At 40.9% G+C, this 17,143-nt stretch carries 14 protein-coding genes; 1 reads left to right on the top strand and 13 read right to left on the bottom strand.

Translation table 11 applies throughout. The annotated features are described in order from the left end of the window. Nucleotides 1-14 precede the first annotated feature (14 nt). The 8 genes from J3455_RS18155 to J3455_RS18120 form a co-directional block, all read right to left on the bottom strand. A complete protein-coding gene (locus J3455_RS18155; protein WP_349562135.1) occupies nucleotides 15-1,421 on the bottom strand; it encodes a sigma-54 interaction domain-containing protein in 1,407 nt (468 codons plus the stop codon). Nucleotides 1,422-1,533: 112 nt separating this feature from the next. After that, entirely contained in the window at nucleotides 1,534-2,091 is a 558-nt protein-coding gene (locus tag J3455_RS18150; protein WP_130051790.1) for a YceB family lipoprotein, read from the bottom strand. A 54-nt stretch (nucleotides 2,092-2,145) separates the two neighbouring features. After that, nucleotides 2,146-4,827, bottom strand: coding sequence for a DUF349 domain-containing protein (locus tag J3455_RS18145; protein ID WP_349562134.1), 2,682 nt, complete (start codon nucleotides 4,825-4,827; stop codon nucleotides 2,146-2,148). Then, the gene (locus tag J3455_RS18140; protein ID WP_054561213.1) at nucleotides 4,817-5,098 is read right to left on the bottom strand and encodes a YeaC family protein; all 282 of its coding nucleotides are present in this window, start codon (nucleotides 5,096-5,098) and stop codon (nucleotides 4,817-4,819) included. Before J3455_RS18140 ends, J3455_RS18145 begins: the two co-directional genes overlap by 11 nt. A 1-nt stretch (nucleotide 5,099) precedes the next feature. Continuing rightward, on the bottom strand, nucleotides 5,100-5,426 hold the full coding sequence (locus tag J3455_RS18135) for a hypothetical protein (RefSeq protein ID WP_130052303.1): 327 nt from the start codon (nucleotides 5,424-5,426) through the stop codon (nucleotides 5,100-5,102). A gap of 151 nt (nucleotides 5,427-5,577) precedes the next feature. Then, nucleotides 5,578-7,080 carry an alanine/glycine:cation symporter family protein gene (locus J3455_RS18130; RefSeq protein ID WP_130051793.1) on the bottom strand — a complete coding sequence of 501 codons (1,503 nt, stop codon included), beginning with the start codon at nucleotides 7,078-7,080 and terminating at the stop codon, nucleotides 5,578-5,580. Between the two features lie 287 nt (nucleotides 7,081-7,367). Continuing rightward, entirely contained in the window at nucleotides 7,368-8,495 is a 1,128-nt protein-coding gene (locus J3455_RS18125; protein ID WP_130051794.1) for a M14 family metallopeptidase, read from the bottom strand. 202 nt (nucleotides 8,496-8,697) lie between these two features. Further along, complete coding sequence (locus J3455_RS18120; protein ID WP_239977884.1) at nucleotides 8,698-10,140, bottom strand: glyceraldehyde-3-phosphate dehydrogenase; 1,443 nt, start codon at nucleotides 10,138-10,140, stop codon at nucleotides 8,698-8,700. Between the two features lie 174 nt (nucleotides 10,141-10,314). Here J3455_RS18120 and J3455_RS18115 point away from each other — a divergent pair, with 174 nt between their 5' ends. Then, nucleotides 10,315-11,121: a DUF2989 domain-containing protein gene (locus J3455_RS18115; protein WP_130051796.1), complete on the top strand. Its 807-nt coding sequence runs from the start codon at nucleotides 10,315-10,317 to the stop codon at nucleotides 11,119-11,121. Between the two features lie 62 nt (nucleotides 11,122-11,183). On the opposite strand, the gene ihfA is transcribed toward J3455_RS18115, so the two are convergent. The 5 genes from ihfA to J3455_RS18090 all read right to left on the bottom strand — a co-directional run bounded on the left by ihfA (nucleotide 11,184) and on the right by J3455_RS18090 (nucleotide 16,712). Further along, on the bottom strand, nucleotides 11,184-11,483 hold the full coding sequence (gene ihfA / locus J3455_RS18110) for an integration host factor subunit alpha (RefSeq protein WP_002960690.1): 300 nt from the start codon (nucleotides 11,481-11,483) through the stop codon (nucleotides 11,184-11,186). A 2-nt stretch (nucleotides 11,484-11,485) separates the two neighbouring features. After that, nucleotides 11,486-13,873, bottom strand: a complete 2,388-nt coding sequence (pheT, locus tag J3455_RS18105) for a phenylalanine--tRNA ligase subunit beta (protein WP_349562133.1) — start codon at nucleotides 13,871-13,873, stop codon at nucleotides 11,486-11,488. A gap of 15 nt (nucleotides 13,874-13,888) precedes the next feature. After that, nucleotides 13,889-14,869 carry a phenylalanine--tRNA ligase subunit alpha gene (gene pheS / locus J3455_RS18100; protein ID WP_062568835.1) on the bottom strand — a complete coding sequence of 327 codons (981 nt, stop codon included), beginning with the start codon at nucleotides 14,867-14,869 and terminating at the stop codon, nucleotides 13,889-13,891. Nucleotides 14,870-14,946: 77 nt separating this feature from the next. After that, entirely contained in the window at nucleotides 14,947-15,657 is a 711-nt protein-coding gene (gene hda, locus J3455_RS18095; protein ID WP_178927468.1) for a DnaA regulatory inactivator Hda, read from the bottom strand. Further along, nucleotides 15,657-16,712, bottom strand: a complete 1,056-nt coding sequence (locus J3455_RS18090) for a DUF2066 domain-containing protein (protein ID WP_349562132.1) — start codon at nucleotides 16,710-16,712, stop codon at nucleotides 15,657-15,659. Before J3455_RS18090 ends, hda begins: the two co-directional genes overlap by 1 nt. Between the last annotated feature and the right edge of the window lie 431 nt (nucleotides 16,713-17,143).

Here is a 17,143-nt window from a genome sequence, read left to right as displayed (position 1 = left end):
CGATATATCACGAATTAGCGTGTTATAGCCAATTTTTTCATTTTTGACCTGAGGGTACTTTCTGGAAGACCCAGTAAAGTTGCAGCGCCATTATCACCTGATACTTGTCCGTTACAACGCTTTAGCACCTGGAGAATATGCTGCTTTTGTACAGCATCAAGCGAGACAACCTGCTCATCCGGTTGTTCATTATTCAACGGAGCAGAGAGTTGTAGTACAGACTGCTTAGATAAAATAGCTTCACGCTCAAGGATATTTTGTAATTCACGAATATTGCCAGGCCAATCATAATTACCCAGCTTAGTGAGCGTTGCTTTGCTAAGCCCCTTTAACTGCTTACCTAAGCGCTTATTAAGCTGAGTTATTATGTTTGCCGCTAAAAGTGGAATATCTTCTTTGCGTTCACGTAGAGCTGGCACACGAATAGGAAACACATTTAAGCGATAATACAAGTCCATTCTAAAGCTACCCTGCTCAACCATTTGCCACAGGTTTCGATTTGTTGCAGCTAACACGCGAATATCAACTTTTATAGTTTGACTGCCACCAACTCGCTCAAACTCTTGTTCTTGTAGCACGCGAAGTAATTTACTTTGCGCTTCTAATGGCAGCTCTGCCACTTCATCTAGAAATAAAGTCCCCTTGTCAGCTAATTCAAAGCGCCCTTTTCTACGTTCATTTGCACCAGTAAATGCCCCTTTTTCATGACCAAATAGTTCAGACTCAATTAAATTAGCTGAAAACGCAGCACAATTGACCTTTATAAAAGGTTGCTCAGCACGGCTACTCAAGCGATGAAGGTTTCGTGCCACCAGCTCTTTACCCGTGCCGTTTTCACCTAAAATCAAAACTGTACTATTAGTTTGGCTTACCAAGGTAATTTGCTCGAGCATACTTTGGAATGAATGACTTTGACCAACCAAACCGGAATCTTGCCAATCTTCGTTTAACTCTGAAATAAGGTAAGCATTCTCAGCTTGTAGTTGCTCAGACAAGTGCTGAACTTGCGCTAGAGCGTCGCGCAATGCCACTTCTGTTTGCTGCTGTTTTGACACATCGCGAAAAATCGCGACCGCACCAATCAAGGCGCCATTTTTATAAACTGGGGTTGAAGTATACTCGACGGCAAAATAGCTACCATCTTTACGCCAGAAGACTTCATCGTTTACATGACGATGTTTACCATCGAACATAGTGCAATATATTTGGCATTCATCTGCGGGATATGGTGACCCATCTTTACGAGTATGGTGATGATATTGGTGTATTTTTTTACCAAGTAGCTCGTCTGCTTTCCAGCCTGTCATGCGCTCAGCGGCAGGGTTTACAAAAACCGCATTACCCGATAAATCGAAGCCATAGATCCCTTCACCAACTGCATTTAACAGTAACGTAGGGTCGTTTAAAAATTCCTTGATCATAGCAATTACTTGTTTCGCGAAATATCACGAGCAATTATGGCAAGGTTGAACTTGCTTAACAAGTAATTACAAAAAAGCGGCTCAAGGCCGCTTTAAAAATTTTTAATATTTTTTATAGTCTAGGTACTAAGATAATTTCGCCCTGAGATACTTTCATATCTAATGGCAATTTGCTCAGTAGTGCAACTTTAGGGTCGTTCATATTTAATTTATAAACAGGGTTAACCGCTAAAAAGCCGTTAATCACTTGCATTGCTTGATCATCTAATAAGTTTAAGCTGCCCTTAAAACCCGCTGTATCTAAAGTTGTATCAACCAGTTTTACATTTCGTAAAAAGACCGCTTTTTTCTCGCTGTCATAAAATGGACTACCTTCGATTTGAAGCTTTAAGCGGACTGGATACTTAAGCGCGAAAGCTTTGATGACAGCACTAGAATCAGCCCCTAAAACCACCACATCACGCTTATCTGGGCCGACATTGACACTCAGATCGTTTACAGCAAAATCAACAGGTAAGCCCATCAGCTTAATCTGTTCACTTAGTTTTGGTAATTGATTAGCAAGGGCTGCTTCAATTTCTGAATTAGTAAACGAGTACACCGACATTCCTTGATCTGTACTTTTACATGCCCCTAAAAATAAACAGGTAAGTAGTAATAAAATTCTCATTGTTTTCCTCAAAAACACACGGAAAAAAACCGCTTCAAAAAGCGGTTTTACTCGTTAAATTGCAAATATTGTTTTAAGCCTTGCTAGTGTGTCAGCTGAAACTGAACCCTTACTGACTGCAAGTAATTGCTTTAAGTAATAATAAACATCTGCATGTTCACCACGGTGTTTATCATCTAACATCGCAACTTGCTCTGTCATACGTAACTGACTATCAGCTGACTCAACGCCTGCCAAAATTTCGATACGAGTTAAGAGCTGCGCAGCATTTAAGTTTGTCGTTAATGCAGCTTGGAATTGCGAAGGAAGTTCGCTGCCGCTCTCAAGAGCAGCAAATAAAGCCGTTAACTTAGACTGCTCTGCTTGCTTGCTAATGTGCGCTGTTTTTGCACTAATCGCTGTCTCTAACTGACTCACTCGTGCTGATAATGCTTTTGAGTACTCAAGTTCAGCCAGCTTCACTGTCAAATCTTTAAGCTGTGCAAGATGCACCACTGTTTCAAGTGCTGACTCAAGCTCACTCAACTGCGCTGCTGCAACTTCATCATTTTGCTGCTGTACTTGCTTTTGCTGTTCAAACTCGGCGCTGCGCTTTGCAAAGGTGTCGTCATTAACACGTCTAAATTGCTGCCATAAGGTATTTTCTGCTTTCATTCCTGCAAAGCCAATAGTTTGCCAAGTTTGTTGCAATACCTTGAGTTCTTGGCACGCAGACGCTAAATCATCGCTTTGAGATAACTGTGTTGCCTGCTCTACCAGCGCTGCTTTTTGCTCAGCATTTGCTTTATGGAAGGCAGCTAGCTGTGCTTGCACTAGTGATTGCGCAGCTTTGAATTGCGCTTGTAGTTCACGATACGTTTTAGGATCAACATTTCCTGCTGAGCGCCAAGCTTTAGCGGTACGATTGAACTTACTCTCAAACTGCTTCCAATCGAACTCGTCAGAAGACGTATCAAGATCTGTTAGCTCTTGCATTTGCTTGATTGTATCAAGACGCTGTGCCTTAGCTTGTTCTCGCTGTTGCTCTTGCTCAGCAAAATACTCACGACATGGTGCAAACAGCAACTCTATTTGCTGATCGAATAACTCACCTTGTTGTTTCTCTGTATCAGTGTCTAAACGGCCTAATTCATTCCAACGACGACGCAGCTGTTTAACTTGCTCAGCGCGTTGTTTAGGGTCTGTACATTCTGTTGCGGCTAATTCGTTTACTTCAGCAAGTAATGCTTCACGCTTTGGTGCTGAAGCATATTTTTGCCAATCTTTTGCTTCTGCTAATTGCGCTTCCAAATCAGCTTTTAGGCTATTTAATGGCTGCTTGTAATACTCTGTTAGCGTAGCGTATAACTCTTCAAAACCTTTAAACACACCAAATGCAACATTAAAGCGCCCTTGGTCAATTAAGCGTTTTACATCACGTGCTTTACGCTTTGCTGTTTGTTGGTTCTTCTCAAACTTATTAGTAAGCGGTGCCATCGCTTGCTGCCAGCTATTTACTGCTTCAGCTAAATTTGCTTTAAAGCGACCTTGTAAGCGATTAGGGATACTTGCCAGCTTTTTACGTGCAAGTTTTTGCTGTTGTTCAAACTGCTGTTTCAGGCCGTCAAACTCGCTTTCTTCTTCTGTTGTCGCAACCGTGTTTAATTTATCAAATGCATCTTTAAACTCAGCGATAGCAGTAACTAATTGCGGTAACTCTTCAACTTGGTTGAATAAATTTGTTAAGTGCTGTTTTACATCACGAACATTTTGGTTATTAGGTAGATTCGCCTCTGTTAACGCATCTTTTGCTTGTGCAACTTTAGCTTCAAGCCAGTCTTGCTGAATTTGTTCTGGCGTTTCTAAACCCAGTTGCAATGCATTTTCAATTTCTTCACCAATTGCTTCAAGGCTTGCTAATGCTAAGACCTGACGCTGTTGCTCAGCTAAAGCTTGCTGCGCCGCTTCATGCTCTTTGCTTAGTTGTGCAATATGAGACTCAAGCTTTTGCGTAATCGCTGAATACTTTTTATCAAGCGTGCTTACTTGCTCATCGCTTAACCATTTTAATTCAATAGCTTGCCACTGCTGTAATAACTCAGCTTGTTGCATTGATACCAACTGAAAATCATTTTTATCACGAAGTGCATTCAGCTTTGCTAATACTACACGTGTATCTGCTTCAACTTTTGCAGGCATTTCGGTTGCTAGGCGTTCATTTTCAAGGTAAGCGGCTAGCTGTGAATACGCTTCACCTTTTGCATGTTTAAGTAATGATTTAGCAAGTTGGTGACTAATGACAAGCTCAACAAGTTGCAATTGCAGTTCTTCGCGGCCTTCTTTAAAGGCTTTATCAATTAAACTTGGATTTGCTAAGCGTTTTAATAATTTAACCCGAACTTGAATTTCTTTTTCTGCAAACGCCAGTTTTTCAAGCGTTTTTACTGGTGCATAACGCTCAATAAACTCATTTTTGATGTTTGCATCTAGTTTGCTATCAGTGTTTAACACCGCTTGGTTTATATGTTGCTCTGCAACGTCTTTAAGTGCTTGATCTTGTTTGTATGCTTGCCACCATAGAACAATATCATTGACTTTGTTCAGGGCTTTTTTACGGATCTCAGCAGAACTGTCTTCAAGAGCAATGCTATTTAAAATACTAAGGTCACGCTCTGTATCAAGACGTTCAACCGCAGCTAAACGAACTTGATTTTTAGGGTGCTTCCATTTTGGAGTAAACAGGTGTTTAAAGATCATTTTCACTAAACCTAGCTATTTCATTTTCTGATGCGAATTCTTTTTGCAATTGAGCTTTGCTCTTTTGCACCATTTCACCATTTGCGCCAATGGTAAACTGCTCATTGCTTTGCGAAACTTTAGCTTGATAAAGCATCACGAGTTGAACGGTTTGTTGTTTTTGCTCTTCAGACAAAGGCGTGCCATCAGGCCACTTACCGGTTGAGGCACCATACTGAAGACGTTCAAATACTTCTGGGGTGATATTTTTAACGATATGATCAATATTCATGTTACTTTTTCTTTTTTAAAACAACTAAATAGATGCGACTTACGAGATACCATACAAAACCGACTGCCATTGCCGATGTATAAGCATACCACTCAAGAGACTTTGCTTCGGGGTGCATAAAGTAATAACAGAAAAAGCCCCCTAAAAATAAAATCAGTGCGAGGAAAGACTGATTCATAAACTTTTGTTGTCTGCGAATACGCGTTTCTTTTTGCATTTGCTGCAATTGCTCATTGCTTAGATCGGTGACTTGGCATTCACAATGCGGGCATTGTTTATGTTTGTCAGATATTGGTTTTGCACACTGCGGGCAACTAATAATCGCCATATCTTTCTCCATACTACGCATAAAAAAGGCGCCTTAAGGCGCCCTTTATTGTACTTGTTTTATGAGTCGATGTCTTATTTGAATTTCATTCATTTGTGAAGATTCGAAAACCTGCACAATTAAATCCATCACAAAAACTCAAAATCCTGATTTATTGTTTCTGTTTCGCCTTTTCAGCTAGACGCTTTTCCCAGAAAGTAGCATTTTTAATGCCTAATTTAACTGGGTCAAAAGTGATTTCACCACCGGCTTTCTTTTGGTCTTCATAATCACGTAAACAACTAAGAGCAGGTTTAGCGACAAAGAAAATAGCCAAGATACCAACAATATTGATCCACGCCATTAAACCAACACCTATATCACCAATATTCCAGATATAGCCTGAGCTATTCACCATCCCATAAGCCACCATAAACATAATAACTAGCTTTACGATAACTAACGGAATATTGCCTTTGAAATAACGGTTTAAATAAGCAACATTGGTTTCAGCAATATAGTAATAAGCAAGAATTGTGGTAAATGCGAAGAAGAATAAAGCAATACCAACAAATGCTTCGCCAAAGCCACCGAATACACTAAATAATGCCATTTGCGTGAAAGCAGCAGAGCCTACTTCAGTTGCAGCATCAACGTTTTGAACAATGAATTGACCTGCAGGTAACTCACCAACAATGTTGTATTGTTTAGTGATTAGAATCATTAGCGCTGTTGCTGTACATACAAAGATAGTATCAACATAAACAGAGAATGCTTGTACTAAGCCTTGTTGTGCTGGGTGATCTACTTCAGCAGCTGATGCTGCATGTGGGCCGGTACCTTGACCTGCCTCATTTGAGTAAATACCACGTTTAACACCCCAACCAATTGCTGCGCCAAAACCAGCTTGAGCTGTGAAGGCATCAGATAAAATCATTGAGAAAATACCCGGTACTTTATCAAGGTTTAAGAACACCACTATTAAAGCTAAAACGATGTAACCTAACGCCATAAACGGCACTACAATTTGGGTGAAGTTTGCGATACGTTTAATACCGCCAAAGATAATAAATGCCAGCACAATTAAGATGATTGCAAGGGCTACTAACTTGAAGCTACCTACTTCACCAAAACTGGTGCTAACCAGTGTACCTTCACCGAAAACTTGAGTGAATGCATTACCTACCGCATTAGCTTGAACGCCTGGAAGGAATACACCACAGGCGATAATCGCTGATACCGCGAATAATACGGCTAGCCACTTTTGTTGTAAGCAACGGTCGAAGTAATATGCAGGACCACCACGATATTGGCCGTCTTCTTCTGATTTATAAATCTGACCAAGTGTTGACTCTGCATACGCAGTACTTGCGCCTAAAAACGCAACAATCCACATCCAGAAAATCGCACCTGGACCACCAAAGCCAATTGCTGCAGCAACCCCAGCAATATTACCTACACCTACACGGCCAGATAACGATACAGCTAGCGCTTGAAATGAAGAAATACCCGTATCTGAATTATTTGAGCTTAGCAATAATTTACACATTTCTTTGAAATGTCTAACTTGTGCGAATCGGGTTAAAACGGAATAAAACAGACCTGCACCTAGACATAAATAAATGAGTGCACTACTCCAAATTATGTCATTAACGGCGCTTACTAAAGCTTCCATGGATATCCTCTATGATTATATTTTTTATTGTTAGTTACGATACTCAGCGTGAGCTTGTGAGAATGCGCGACACTATGACTGTGAGAAATAAAAAAATGAGATTTTGGTACTTCTCAGTTGAACATATTGAATATTAACTTAAACCAACCAAGTTTGTTAACAGTTAATTTTCAATATGACAAATGTACCCACCTAGTTAACATTCGATGCATCTTGCTCTACACCGTCATTTTTCAGTCTACAGATACAATTACGGGCATCAGTTTTGCTGATGCCCGTAAGGTTCGTTATCTTAATTTATCAACCACGTTAACGATAGCCGCTAACGTATCTTGACCAAATTGATACGAGCGACGATCTGACCAGCCGTAATCTGGATCTGGTAAATCATCGTTATCTTTAAATGGCATCTCTACCGTGTAAGCTAATGCATTAAATTCATGCGCGACAGCAGAAGAACCGACAGTTAAGTTAGCCTGGCCCGGCTCATCTTTTGGATAACCATGTTCGTCTTGGAACTCAGGCGTCACAGTTAAAAGCGCAGCTTTAAAGCTATCTTCTAACTCTTTTAAGCGATCATCGTAGCCTGGGATACCTTCACTACCCGCAACAAAGTTATAAGGAATTGCTTCGTCACCATGAATATCTAAGTGCATATCAAGGCCCGTTTCACGCATTTTGTTAAGCACTAAGAAAACTTCAGGGCTATTTTCCATGCTCGGTGTTTGCCATTCACGGTTCAAATTGACACCTTTAGCGTTAGTACGTAGGTGACCACGCACACTGCCATCTGGGTTCATATTTGGCACGATGTAGAATACTGCTTTAGATAGTAACGCAGCTGCATGTGGGTCTTCATCATCAAGTAATTTATGAAGTAATCCTTCAACATACCACTCTGCCATTGTTTCGCCTGGGTGTTGGCGCGCCGTGATCCAGATTTTCTTCTTCTCACTGCTAGGAATACCCACACGTAATACACTCATGTCACGACCATCAAGTGTTTCACCTAATGTTTCTAATTCACACGCATGCTGGCTTTGTGCCCATGCAAGTAAATCTAAGTGACGGTCATAGCTGTAAGGTGCAAAGTAAGCAAAATACATACTGCTACACTCAGGCTCAACTTCAAATGATAGTGTGCCGTTTGCGTACTCAGACGGAACACGGAACCACGTTTGACGGTCGTATGATGCAACCGTGTGATAACCCTCCCAGCCATCAGGATAGGCTGAATTTTCTAGATTATTAATATGTAATTTATGGTTTTGAAACGCAGTTGTTTCAAGACGAAAGTGAAACCACTGGAAAAAATCAGACTGATTGTCTTTATTAATTTCTAATTGAATGTTCAGTGGATCAACGGCTTCAATAACCTTGATATTACCACTATCAAAATTGCTGGTGATTTTCATTTTATAAACCTATTGGTTAAATATAATTCTTAGCTACTCGCTTATTAGTTAAGAATTAAGCCAACGCTCTGTAGTTAGAACGTTTTGTTAGTAATATGGTGTAGACCCTAAACAGCCTATCACATGCAGAAAATTTGCAAAAACTTTCACGACTAAAAAAGCCAGCATAATGCTGGCTTCTTGAATCTGTATAGTTTAGGTATTAGCGAGGTAAACTTGGGAAAGTTACTTCAGCCATATCACGCATACAGCGTACTACCTGACAGCTATAACCAAACTCATTATCGTACCAAACGTAAAGCACAACACGGTTGTCATCTACGATTGTCGCTTGTGAATCAACAACACCTGCGTAACGACTACCCACTAAGTCAGTAGATACGATTTCAGTAGACGCTGTGTAATCGATTTGGTCACGAAGATCTGAGTAAAGTGCAGTTTCACGTAAGAAAGCATTTAGTTCTTCAACGTTTGTACCTTTTTCAAGGTTTAAGTTCAAGATAGCCATTGATACGTTTGGTGTAGGAACACGGATAGCGTTACCCGTTAGTTTACCTTCAAGCTCTGGTAAAGCTTTAGAAACTGCTTTAGCAGCACCTGTTGAAGTGATAACCATGTTAAGTGCAGCAGCACGGCCACGACGTTCAGCTTTGTGGTAGTTATCAATTAAGTTTTGGTCATTGGTGTATGAGTGAACAGTTTCAACGTGACCGTTTTTGATACCAAACTTATCGTTAAGCGCTTTTAACGTTGGCGTAATAGCATTGGTCGTACAGCTAGCCGCACATACAATTTTATCTTCAGGTTTGATATCTTGGTTGTTTACACCGTATACGATGTTTTTGATGTTACCTTTAGCTGGTGCAGTTAATAATACTTTTGCCGCGCCTTTTGCTTCTAAGTGCTGACCAAGGCCTGCTTCGTCTTTCCAGATACCCGTGTTGTCAACAACTAGTGCATTTTCGATACCGTAAGCAGTGTAATCAACTTCGCTTGGTGAGTTAGCGTAGATAACTTGAATGTAGCTTCCGTTAGCTTTAATTGCGTTGCGTTCTTTATCAATTGTAATAGAGCCATTAAATGGGCCATGGATAGAGTCACGACGAAGTAAGCTTGCACGCTTCTCTAGGTCGCCGTCTTTACCACCACGTACAACGATTGCACGTAAACGCAGGTCTGCGTAAGGGCCAGATTTTTCGATTAATAGACGTGCTAATAAACGACCGATACGCCCAAAACCGTATAACACAACATCACGTGGCTCTTTGCGCTCAGAGTTTGCGATTTCTGCGAGTTCGTCAGTTAAGTACTCTTCAACTGAACGACCTTTAGCAGCATCGTTAAACAAATAACCATACGCTAGTTTACCAATATCGATACGTGCAGAGTTTAAGTCCATTTTGCTAATTGCTTCTAAGAAAGGGAAGCTTTCACGTAGACGTAGTTTTGTACCTTCAAACTGAGCAACTGTTTTATGCGCTTTGATGATATCGATTGTACTGGCATTAACGAGAGGACGGCCATATACAGCGATTTCGATACCACGATTACGGTAAAGTCTACCAATGATAGGTTGCATACTTTCTGCGTAATCTTGACGTTCTTGCCAGCTGCTTGTGTATTCTAACTCGTGAGATGAGGTCATTTTTTTTACCTAATTAAACAATTTTGAACGGATAGCCTTAAAAAATGTGCTGTGATTTGAGAGCAACACATCTCAGGCAGGGGTATTCTAATTTAAACTCAAACGATTCTCCACTGTTACAGAACAAATCATTGCGCTAGAATAAAGTAGTACAAATTAAGTTGAGGTTAAGGAATGTTATTAAGAGCAAGTGTGTTGCTTGGTTTATTGGCATTAGCAGGCTGTGAAGATCCACTTACACTGGCAAAAGTGTGCGACGAAACACCTGGCTTCTGTAGTGATTTGAATAAAGACAGTCACTGTAAAGAGCAACGTGCCGAAGTTATCATTCAACGTTACGTTGAATATAAGTCACCAACAGACGAGAACAAATACCAATTATTAAAGGATTTTGAGAAATACGATCAATGTGTGTCTCTTGCCGCCAAGATTGAGCATATAAAACTAAAAGAAAAAACCACGTCTCGCGTTGAAGGCCATTTAACGAGCATTAAAGAAATGACGCGAATTTTTCAAGATACCAAAAATACTGACCACCCAGGTTTGTTGTATTACCATTGGTCACGTAATAATGACCAATCTGCATTAACTAAGTTACTCGCCCTTGAAGAAAAACAAGATAAACGCGTCACTGAAGATGCCGAAATGCAGTTTTTCTTAGCGAGCTACTACGTGAAGTTTGATGATGAAAAAACCATTGATTTGCTTTACAAAACGCTAGAGCTAAATAAAGCAGGTGCAACACCCAACCCTGAGATCTACCCTACTCTCGTGAGCTTATTCTACAAACATGAAAAGTATAAGCATGCCTACACCTTTGCACGTGTAGCACAATTATCAGGGTATGAAGATGTCGATATTTTACCTATTGAGCATCAACTCGCTGCCGCAGGTAAAAGCTTAGACAGCTTAGATGATTTAGCACAAAAAACCTACGACAGTATCCAAGGAGGAAACTTCGTATCACCACGCGGTTTTTAGCTTTTGATAGCTCGCAAGTAAATACTTAAACAAATAAAAAAGGCAGCTAACGCTGCCTTTTCTTATTTTGCTTTGCTTGTGCCAACTTCTACACGAGTTTTTAGCTTCTGACCTGGTCTAAAAGTCACAACTCGGCGCGCCGAAATAGGAATATCTTCACCTGTTTTCGGATTGCGGCCTGGACGTTCTTTTTTATCTCGAAGATCAAAGTTACCAAATCCAGAGAGCTTAACCTGCTCGCCTTTTTCTAGCGCTGAGCGGATTTCTTCAAAAAACGCTTCAACTAAATCTTTGGCATCTTTTTTATTGATCCCGAGTTTTTCAAATAGGTGTTCAGCTATGTCGGCTTTAGTAAGCGCCATATCTAGTCCCTCAACGATGCGTTAAATTGTTCGGCCAGTGCGGCCACCACATTATCAACTACTTGATTGATATCTTTCTCTTCGAGCGTTCTATCAACCGCTTGCAGTGTTAGAGCAATCGCCAAACTCTTATAATTTGGCTCAATACCTTTGCCCTTATACACATCGAATAAGTTTAGGTCAACCAATTGATTTCCGCCAACTTTTTCTATGACATTTAAAATATCGCCAGATTTTACGTGATCTTCCACTAAAATCGCGATATCACGGCGGTTTGACGGGAATTTCGACACTGCCACTGCTTCTGGTAATTTTCTTTTTTCTAGTGCAGACATTTCGATTTCAAACACAAATGCTGTGTTATTGATATCTAGTGACTTTTGCACTTGTGGGTGCACTGCACCAAAAAAACCTACTTTTTTACCATCAACATAAATAACGGCTGATTGGCCTGGGTGTAAGCCATCAGACTGCTCTGCTTTTATCTCAAAACGTGATGAATCGTTACTAATTGCTAAAAGTGCTTCAACATCACCTTTTAAGTCATAGAAATCAACGCTACGCTTTTCTTGAACCCAATGTTCACCGTGTGCAAGACCAGAGATTACACCACCAATGACAGCAACTTGGTTTACACCGTTTTCAGCATTTTCCTCACGTAAGAATTTAAGGCCATGCTCAAATAAACGTACGCGTGGTTGCTGACGGTTTTGGTTGTAAACTAGTGACGCTAATAGACCCGGCATTAAGCTCACACGCATTGCTGACATTTCAACCGAAATTGGGTGTGGTAATACAAGCGCATCACTTTGCGGATGTAAAATTGCTTGTGCTTTTGGATCAACGAAGCTGTAAGTAATTGCTTCTTGGTAACCACGTGTTACAAGTGTATTGCGGAATTTAGTTACCGCAACATGAGACTCGTCATGGTTAGTCATTTTTAATTTAGCAGTTGGTGCAACGTTAGGAATGCTGTTATAGCCGTAAACACGCGCAACTTCTTCAATTAAATCTTCTTCAATACGAATATCAAAGCGATAACTCGGTACGTCAGCGCTCCATACACCATCAACAATTTTCACATCTAAACCTAAACGCGTTAGGATGTCAGTCACTTTTGCATCATCAATGTGGTGGCCAATTACACGGTCTAAACGCTCACGGCGTAAACGCACTTCTGTCACTTTTGGTAATTTATCAGTGGCTACGGCTTCAACTACAGGGCCAGCTTCACCGCCGACAATCTCAAGTAGTAATGCAGTCGCACGTTCCATAGCATCTTTTTGTAGTGCAAAATCAACACCACGCTCGTAGCGATGTGATGCATCAGTGTGTAAGCCGTAACTACGTGCTTGACCTGCAATAGCGACAGGGTTAAAGAATGCGCTTTCTAATAAGATGTCTGATGTTGCTTCAGTCACACCTGACTTTTCACCACCAAAAATACCTGCAATGGCAAGTGCTTTGTTGTGATCAGCAATCACAAGTGTAGACTCGTTAAGTTTTGCAGTGTTGCCATCTAGCAAAACTAACTCTTCACCCGCGTTTGCGCTACGTACTTTAATGCCACCTTCAATCGCATTTAAATCAAATGCATGCATTGGGTGACCAAGCTCTAGTAACACGTAGTTTGTAACATCAACTACCGGGTCAATTGAGCGAATGCCACTGCGACGAAGTTTTTCTACCATCCAAAGTGGTGTTTCTGCATCAAGGTTGATACCTTTGATTACACGACCTAAATAACGAGGACACGCTTCATCATTTACAAGCTCAATCGATACTTTGTCGTCAATCGTTGCAGCAACTGGTGTGATTTCAAGTGTATTTACATCAACACTGTTAAGTACGCCCACTTCACGCGCCAGACCTTTGATACCTAAACAATCACCACGGTTTGGTGTTAAGTCAACATCAATAATGTTGTCGTCTAGGCTCAAGTATTCACGTAAATCAGTGCCGATTGGTGCATCACTTGGTAATTCCATGATGCCATCGCCTTCTTCGCTGATACCTAACTCAACGAATGCGCAAAGCATACCATGTGAAGGTTGACCACGAAGTTTGGCTTTTTTGATTTTAAAATCGCCTGGCAATACAGCGCCTACAGTAGCAACCGCTACTTTTAAACCTTGACGACAATTAGGTGCGCCACAAACGATATCAAGTAGCTCATCACCACCTACGTTTACTTTCGTCACACGTAACTTATCAGCATCAGGGTGTTGACCACATTCAACAACTTCACCTACAACAACGCCTGTAAACTCCGCAGCCGTTGGCTCAACACCATCAACTTCAAGACCAGCCATTGATAACTGTTCCGAAAGAGCCTGCGTGTCGATTGCTGGGTTAACCCACTCTCTTAACCACTTTTCACTAAATTTCATTTTATATCTTCACTCTTAACGGAACTGGTTTAGGAATTTTAAATCGTTTTCGAAAAATGCACGTAGGTCGTTTACGCCGTAGCGCAACATGGTTAAACGCTCAACACCCATACCGAATGCGAAGCCAGTGTATTTTTCTGGATCAATACCCACTGATTTAAGAACGTTAGGGTGAACCATGCCACAGCCTAATACCTCTAACCACTTGCCGTTTTTACCCATAACATCAACTTCAGCTGATGGCTCAGTAAATGGGAAGTAAGAAGGACGGAAACGAATTTCCATGTCTTCTTCAAAAAAGTTGCGTAAGAAGTCGTGCAGAATACCTTTTAACTCAGTGAAGCTTACATCTGTGTCAACCATTAAGCCTTCGACTTGATGGAACATTGGCGTGTGTGTTTGGTCATAATCATTACGGTAAACACGGCCTGGAGAGATGATACGCAGTGGTGGCTGTTCAGTTTCCATGGTACGAATTTGTACACCACTTGTCTGCGTACGTAACACAAGTTTTGGGTTGAAATAGAAAGTATCATGATCAGCACGCGCTGGATGGTGCTCAGGAATATTTAGCGCATCGAAGTTATGAAAATCATCTTCAACTTCAGGACCTGATTTAACCGCAAAACCTAACTCACCAAAAAAGCTTTCTATACGTTCAATTGTACGAGTTACTGGGTGTAAGCCACCTGTAGGCATAACACGACCCGGTAAAGTTACGTCGATCGTTTCTGCCGCTAGCTTCTCTTCAAGAGCCTTACTTGCTAGTAACTCACGCTTTTCGTTTATCGCTGTTTGTACTTCTTGTTTTGCTTGGTTAATCACTTGACCCGCTTCTTTACGCTCTTCAGGGGCAATCTTGCCAAGCGTTTTAAGTAAGTTGGTGATTTCACCTTTTTTACCAAGGTAATTAACCCTGATATCTTCTAATTGCGCGATTTCATTCGCACTGGCAACAGCCTCTAGTGCTTGCGCTAAAATATTTTCTAAGTTCATTGAGTACCTGGTCTTTCACAGAAGGATTTTTGTAATAGCTAATGATAACTGAAAGCAAGGACTAGATTCTAGCCCTACTAAAGCTTTAACGTTGATTTTATAAAAGGAATTGTTAATTTTCTTTGTGCAGCCATTGAGGCATGGTCAAGTTTATCTAAAACATCTAATAATGCGCGCATATCACGGCTTAATCGCGTTAATAAAAAGCGTGCACATTCTTCGGTAAGTTCAAGACCACGCATGTGAGCACGTCGAACTAAGGCTTCGGCTTTGTCATCATCACTCATTGAGCGAATTTGCAATGTCGTGCCCCATTTCAAACGAGATACTAAATCAGGTAAATTAATATGCAACATATCGGGTAATAAATCAGCTGTTACAACAAGGTATTTACCAGGCTCATTGAACCGATTGAAAAAGTTAAATAATCCCTTTTCCCATACATCATTTCCGGCCACCAGGTGCACATCATCAATACATAGCACATCAAGATTTTCGAGGCCTTCAAGTACAACAGGACCATAATCAATCACTTCACGCATCGAAAGCAGCATAGTTGATAAGCCACGCTCTTGTGCGTGAATACAGGTAGCATACAAAAGGTGTGACTTGCCAGAATCACCTAATCCACATAAGTAGGTATATTGAAATTTATTACTAAGCTTTGTAAACGCATCTTTAAGGTGACTAACTTCAAGAGAATTTTCACCACCAAAATAAGAGGTAAATGTTTCATCATCAGGCAAAGTAACTGGCAATGCCATTTGCATTGGTTCTTGCACTGTGATTAAAGCCCCTTCCATTGATATTCAAGTTCGTCTTTGTTGACTACCTGATAAAAGTCACGAGGATCCTGATGGGCTTTAAAGGCAGTATCAAGCTCTAACGCTTTTCTGAAATCATTCATGCTGCCAGTATGATTTACTGTAAATTGCACTGCATCTGGAGTACGTACAGATATCACTGCTCGTGTAACAACACTTAAGCTTTCTAAGCGGCGTTTAGCTAATTCAATATCTACGAAGTTATTAATGCCTTTAAGATAAAAGGTAGCTGTAGCTATTTGGCCAATCATTGTAGGATCGATTGCATACTCTTGTGCTAAACCGCCCGCTAAACTGTCAATCATATCAGCAACAATTTGCTGCTTATCACCCATCAAACGATTAGTATCAAATAATTCTGCATTAGTAAAACGCCAATCAAGGATCCACGTTTCTGAATCAGCCTGTTGATACATTCTTGCGGTAATACTGCGCTCTGCGCTGTAACGGCTGGAAGCTTGCTCGACGGGCTCAGAAAAGTTACCCCATACTTCAGGAATGCCAACGATAGCGCGGTCTTGCAAATCTAGTAATGGTACAACTACAGGTAAACCACGACGATCCGCTTTGTCATAAATAAGTTGCTCAAGCTGCGGATACGACTCTTGTGTAACTAGTTCACGACGCCAATTATCTTCAATCGCTAACCAAATAGCCACTAATGGACGACGCGTGCCCCACAATGGCAAGCCTAGATCTTTAAGCAATGCATTAATTTTGTTAGCTTCAAACTTAACAACCAGATTTAAACTACCATCTGCTTTTTCGTCATATTCAAATTTGAGCATATAATCTGAAATGTCGCGGATACGCTGTTTAGCTACAGAGTTTTGATCAGCGCTTGTATCACCACTCACTTTCACCAATACATTTAGCAGCGCTTCACGACTTGCTGCCAAACGAGCATCACGTGATTTGTCCGCAACTTTGAGGGTATCTTGATATAAATTAGTCACTTCAACTGCAAAGCTTGAAGCACTCGAAAAAAATAATAATAAACAAATAAGTAATCTAGACACAGGCCATTAGTTCTTGCTTTTAAACTGATTTGATCCTAAATCAAAGCCATAAACAAAGCAAAGTTAATTTAATGAACGGCAGATGAGCGAATTGGGAGTTGCAAGAATAAAGCTTTAAGTCTAATCGTAGCCATGCATGTTTTATTATGGGCTTAATTCAGCACTGAAGTGCCTCCTACAAGGTTTTGTTGCTGAGGGAGACTCTTCACTAAACACCCCCACCGCTCAGCTGACATTTATTATCTGACGTCTGATGTCTCTGTGTTTCAGCTGACGTCTGACGGCTGAAAGCTGACAGCTCCAAACGCAAAAAAGCCCGACTCTTTCGAATCGGGCTTTCTTTAATTTGGAGCCTGGCAATGTCCTACTTTCACATGGCAAATGCCACACTATCATCGGCGCTGTTTCGTTTCACTACTGAGTTCGGCATG

The sequence above is a fragment of the Pseudoalteromonas sp. NFXS39 genome (assembly GCF_040148775.1).
GTDB lineage: Bacteria > Pseudomonadota > Gammaproteobacteria > Enterobacterales > Alteromonadaceae > Pseudoalteromonas > Pseudoalteromonas apostichopi.
This window is presented reverse-complemented; position numbering and strand designations above follow the sequence as displayed.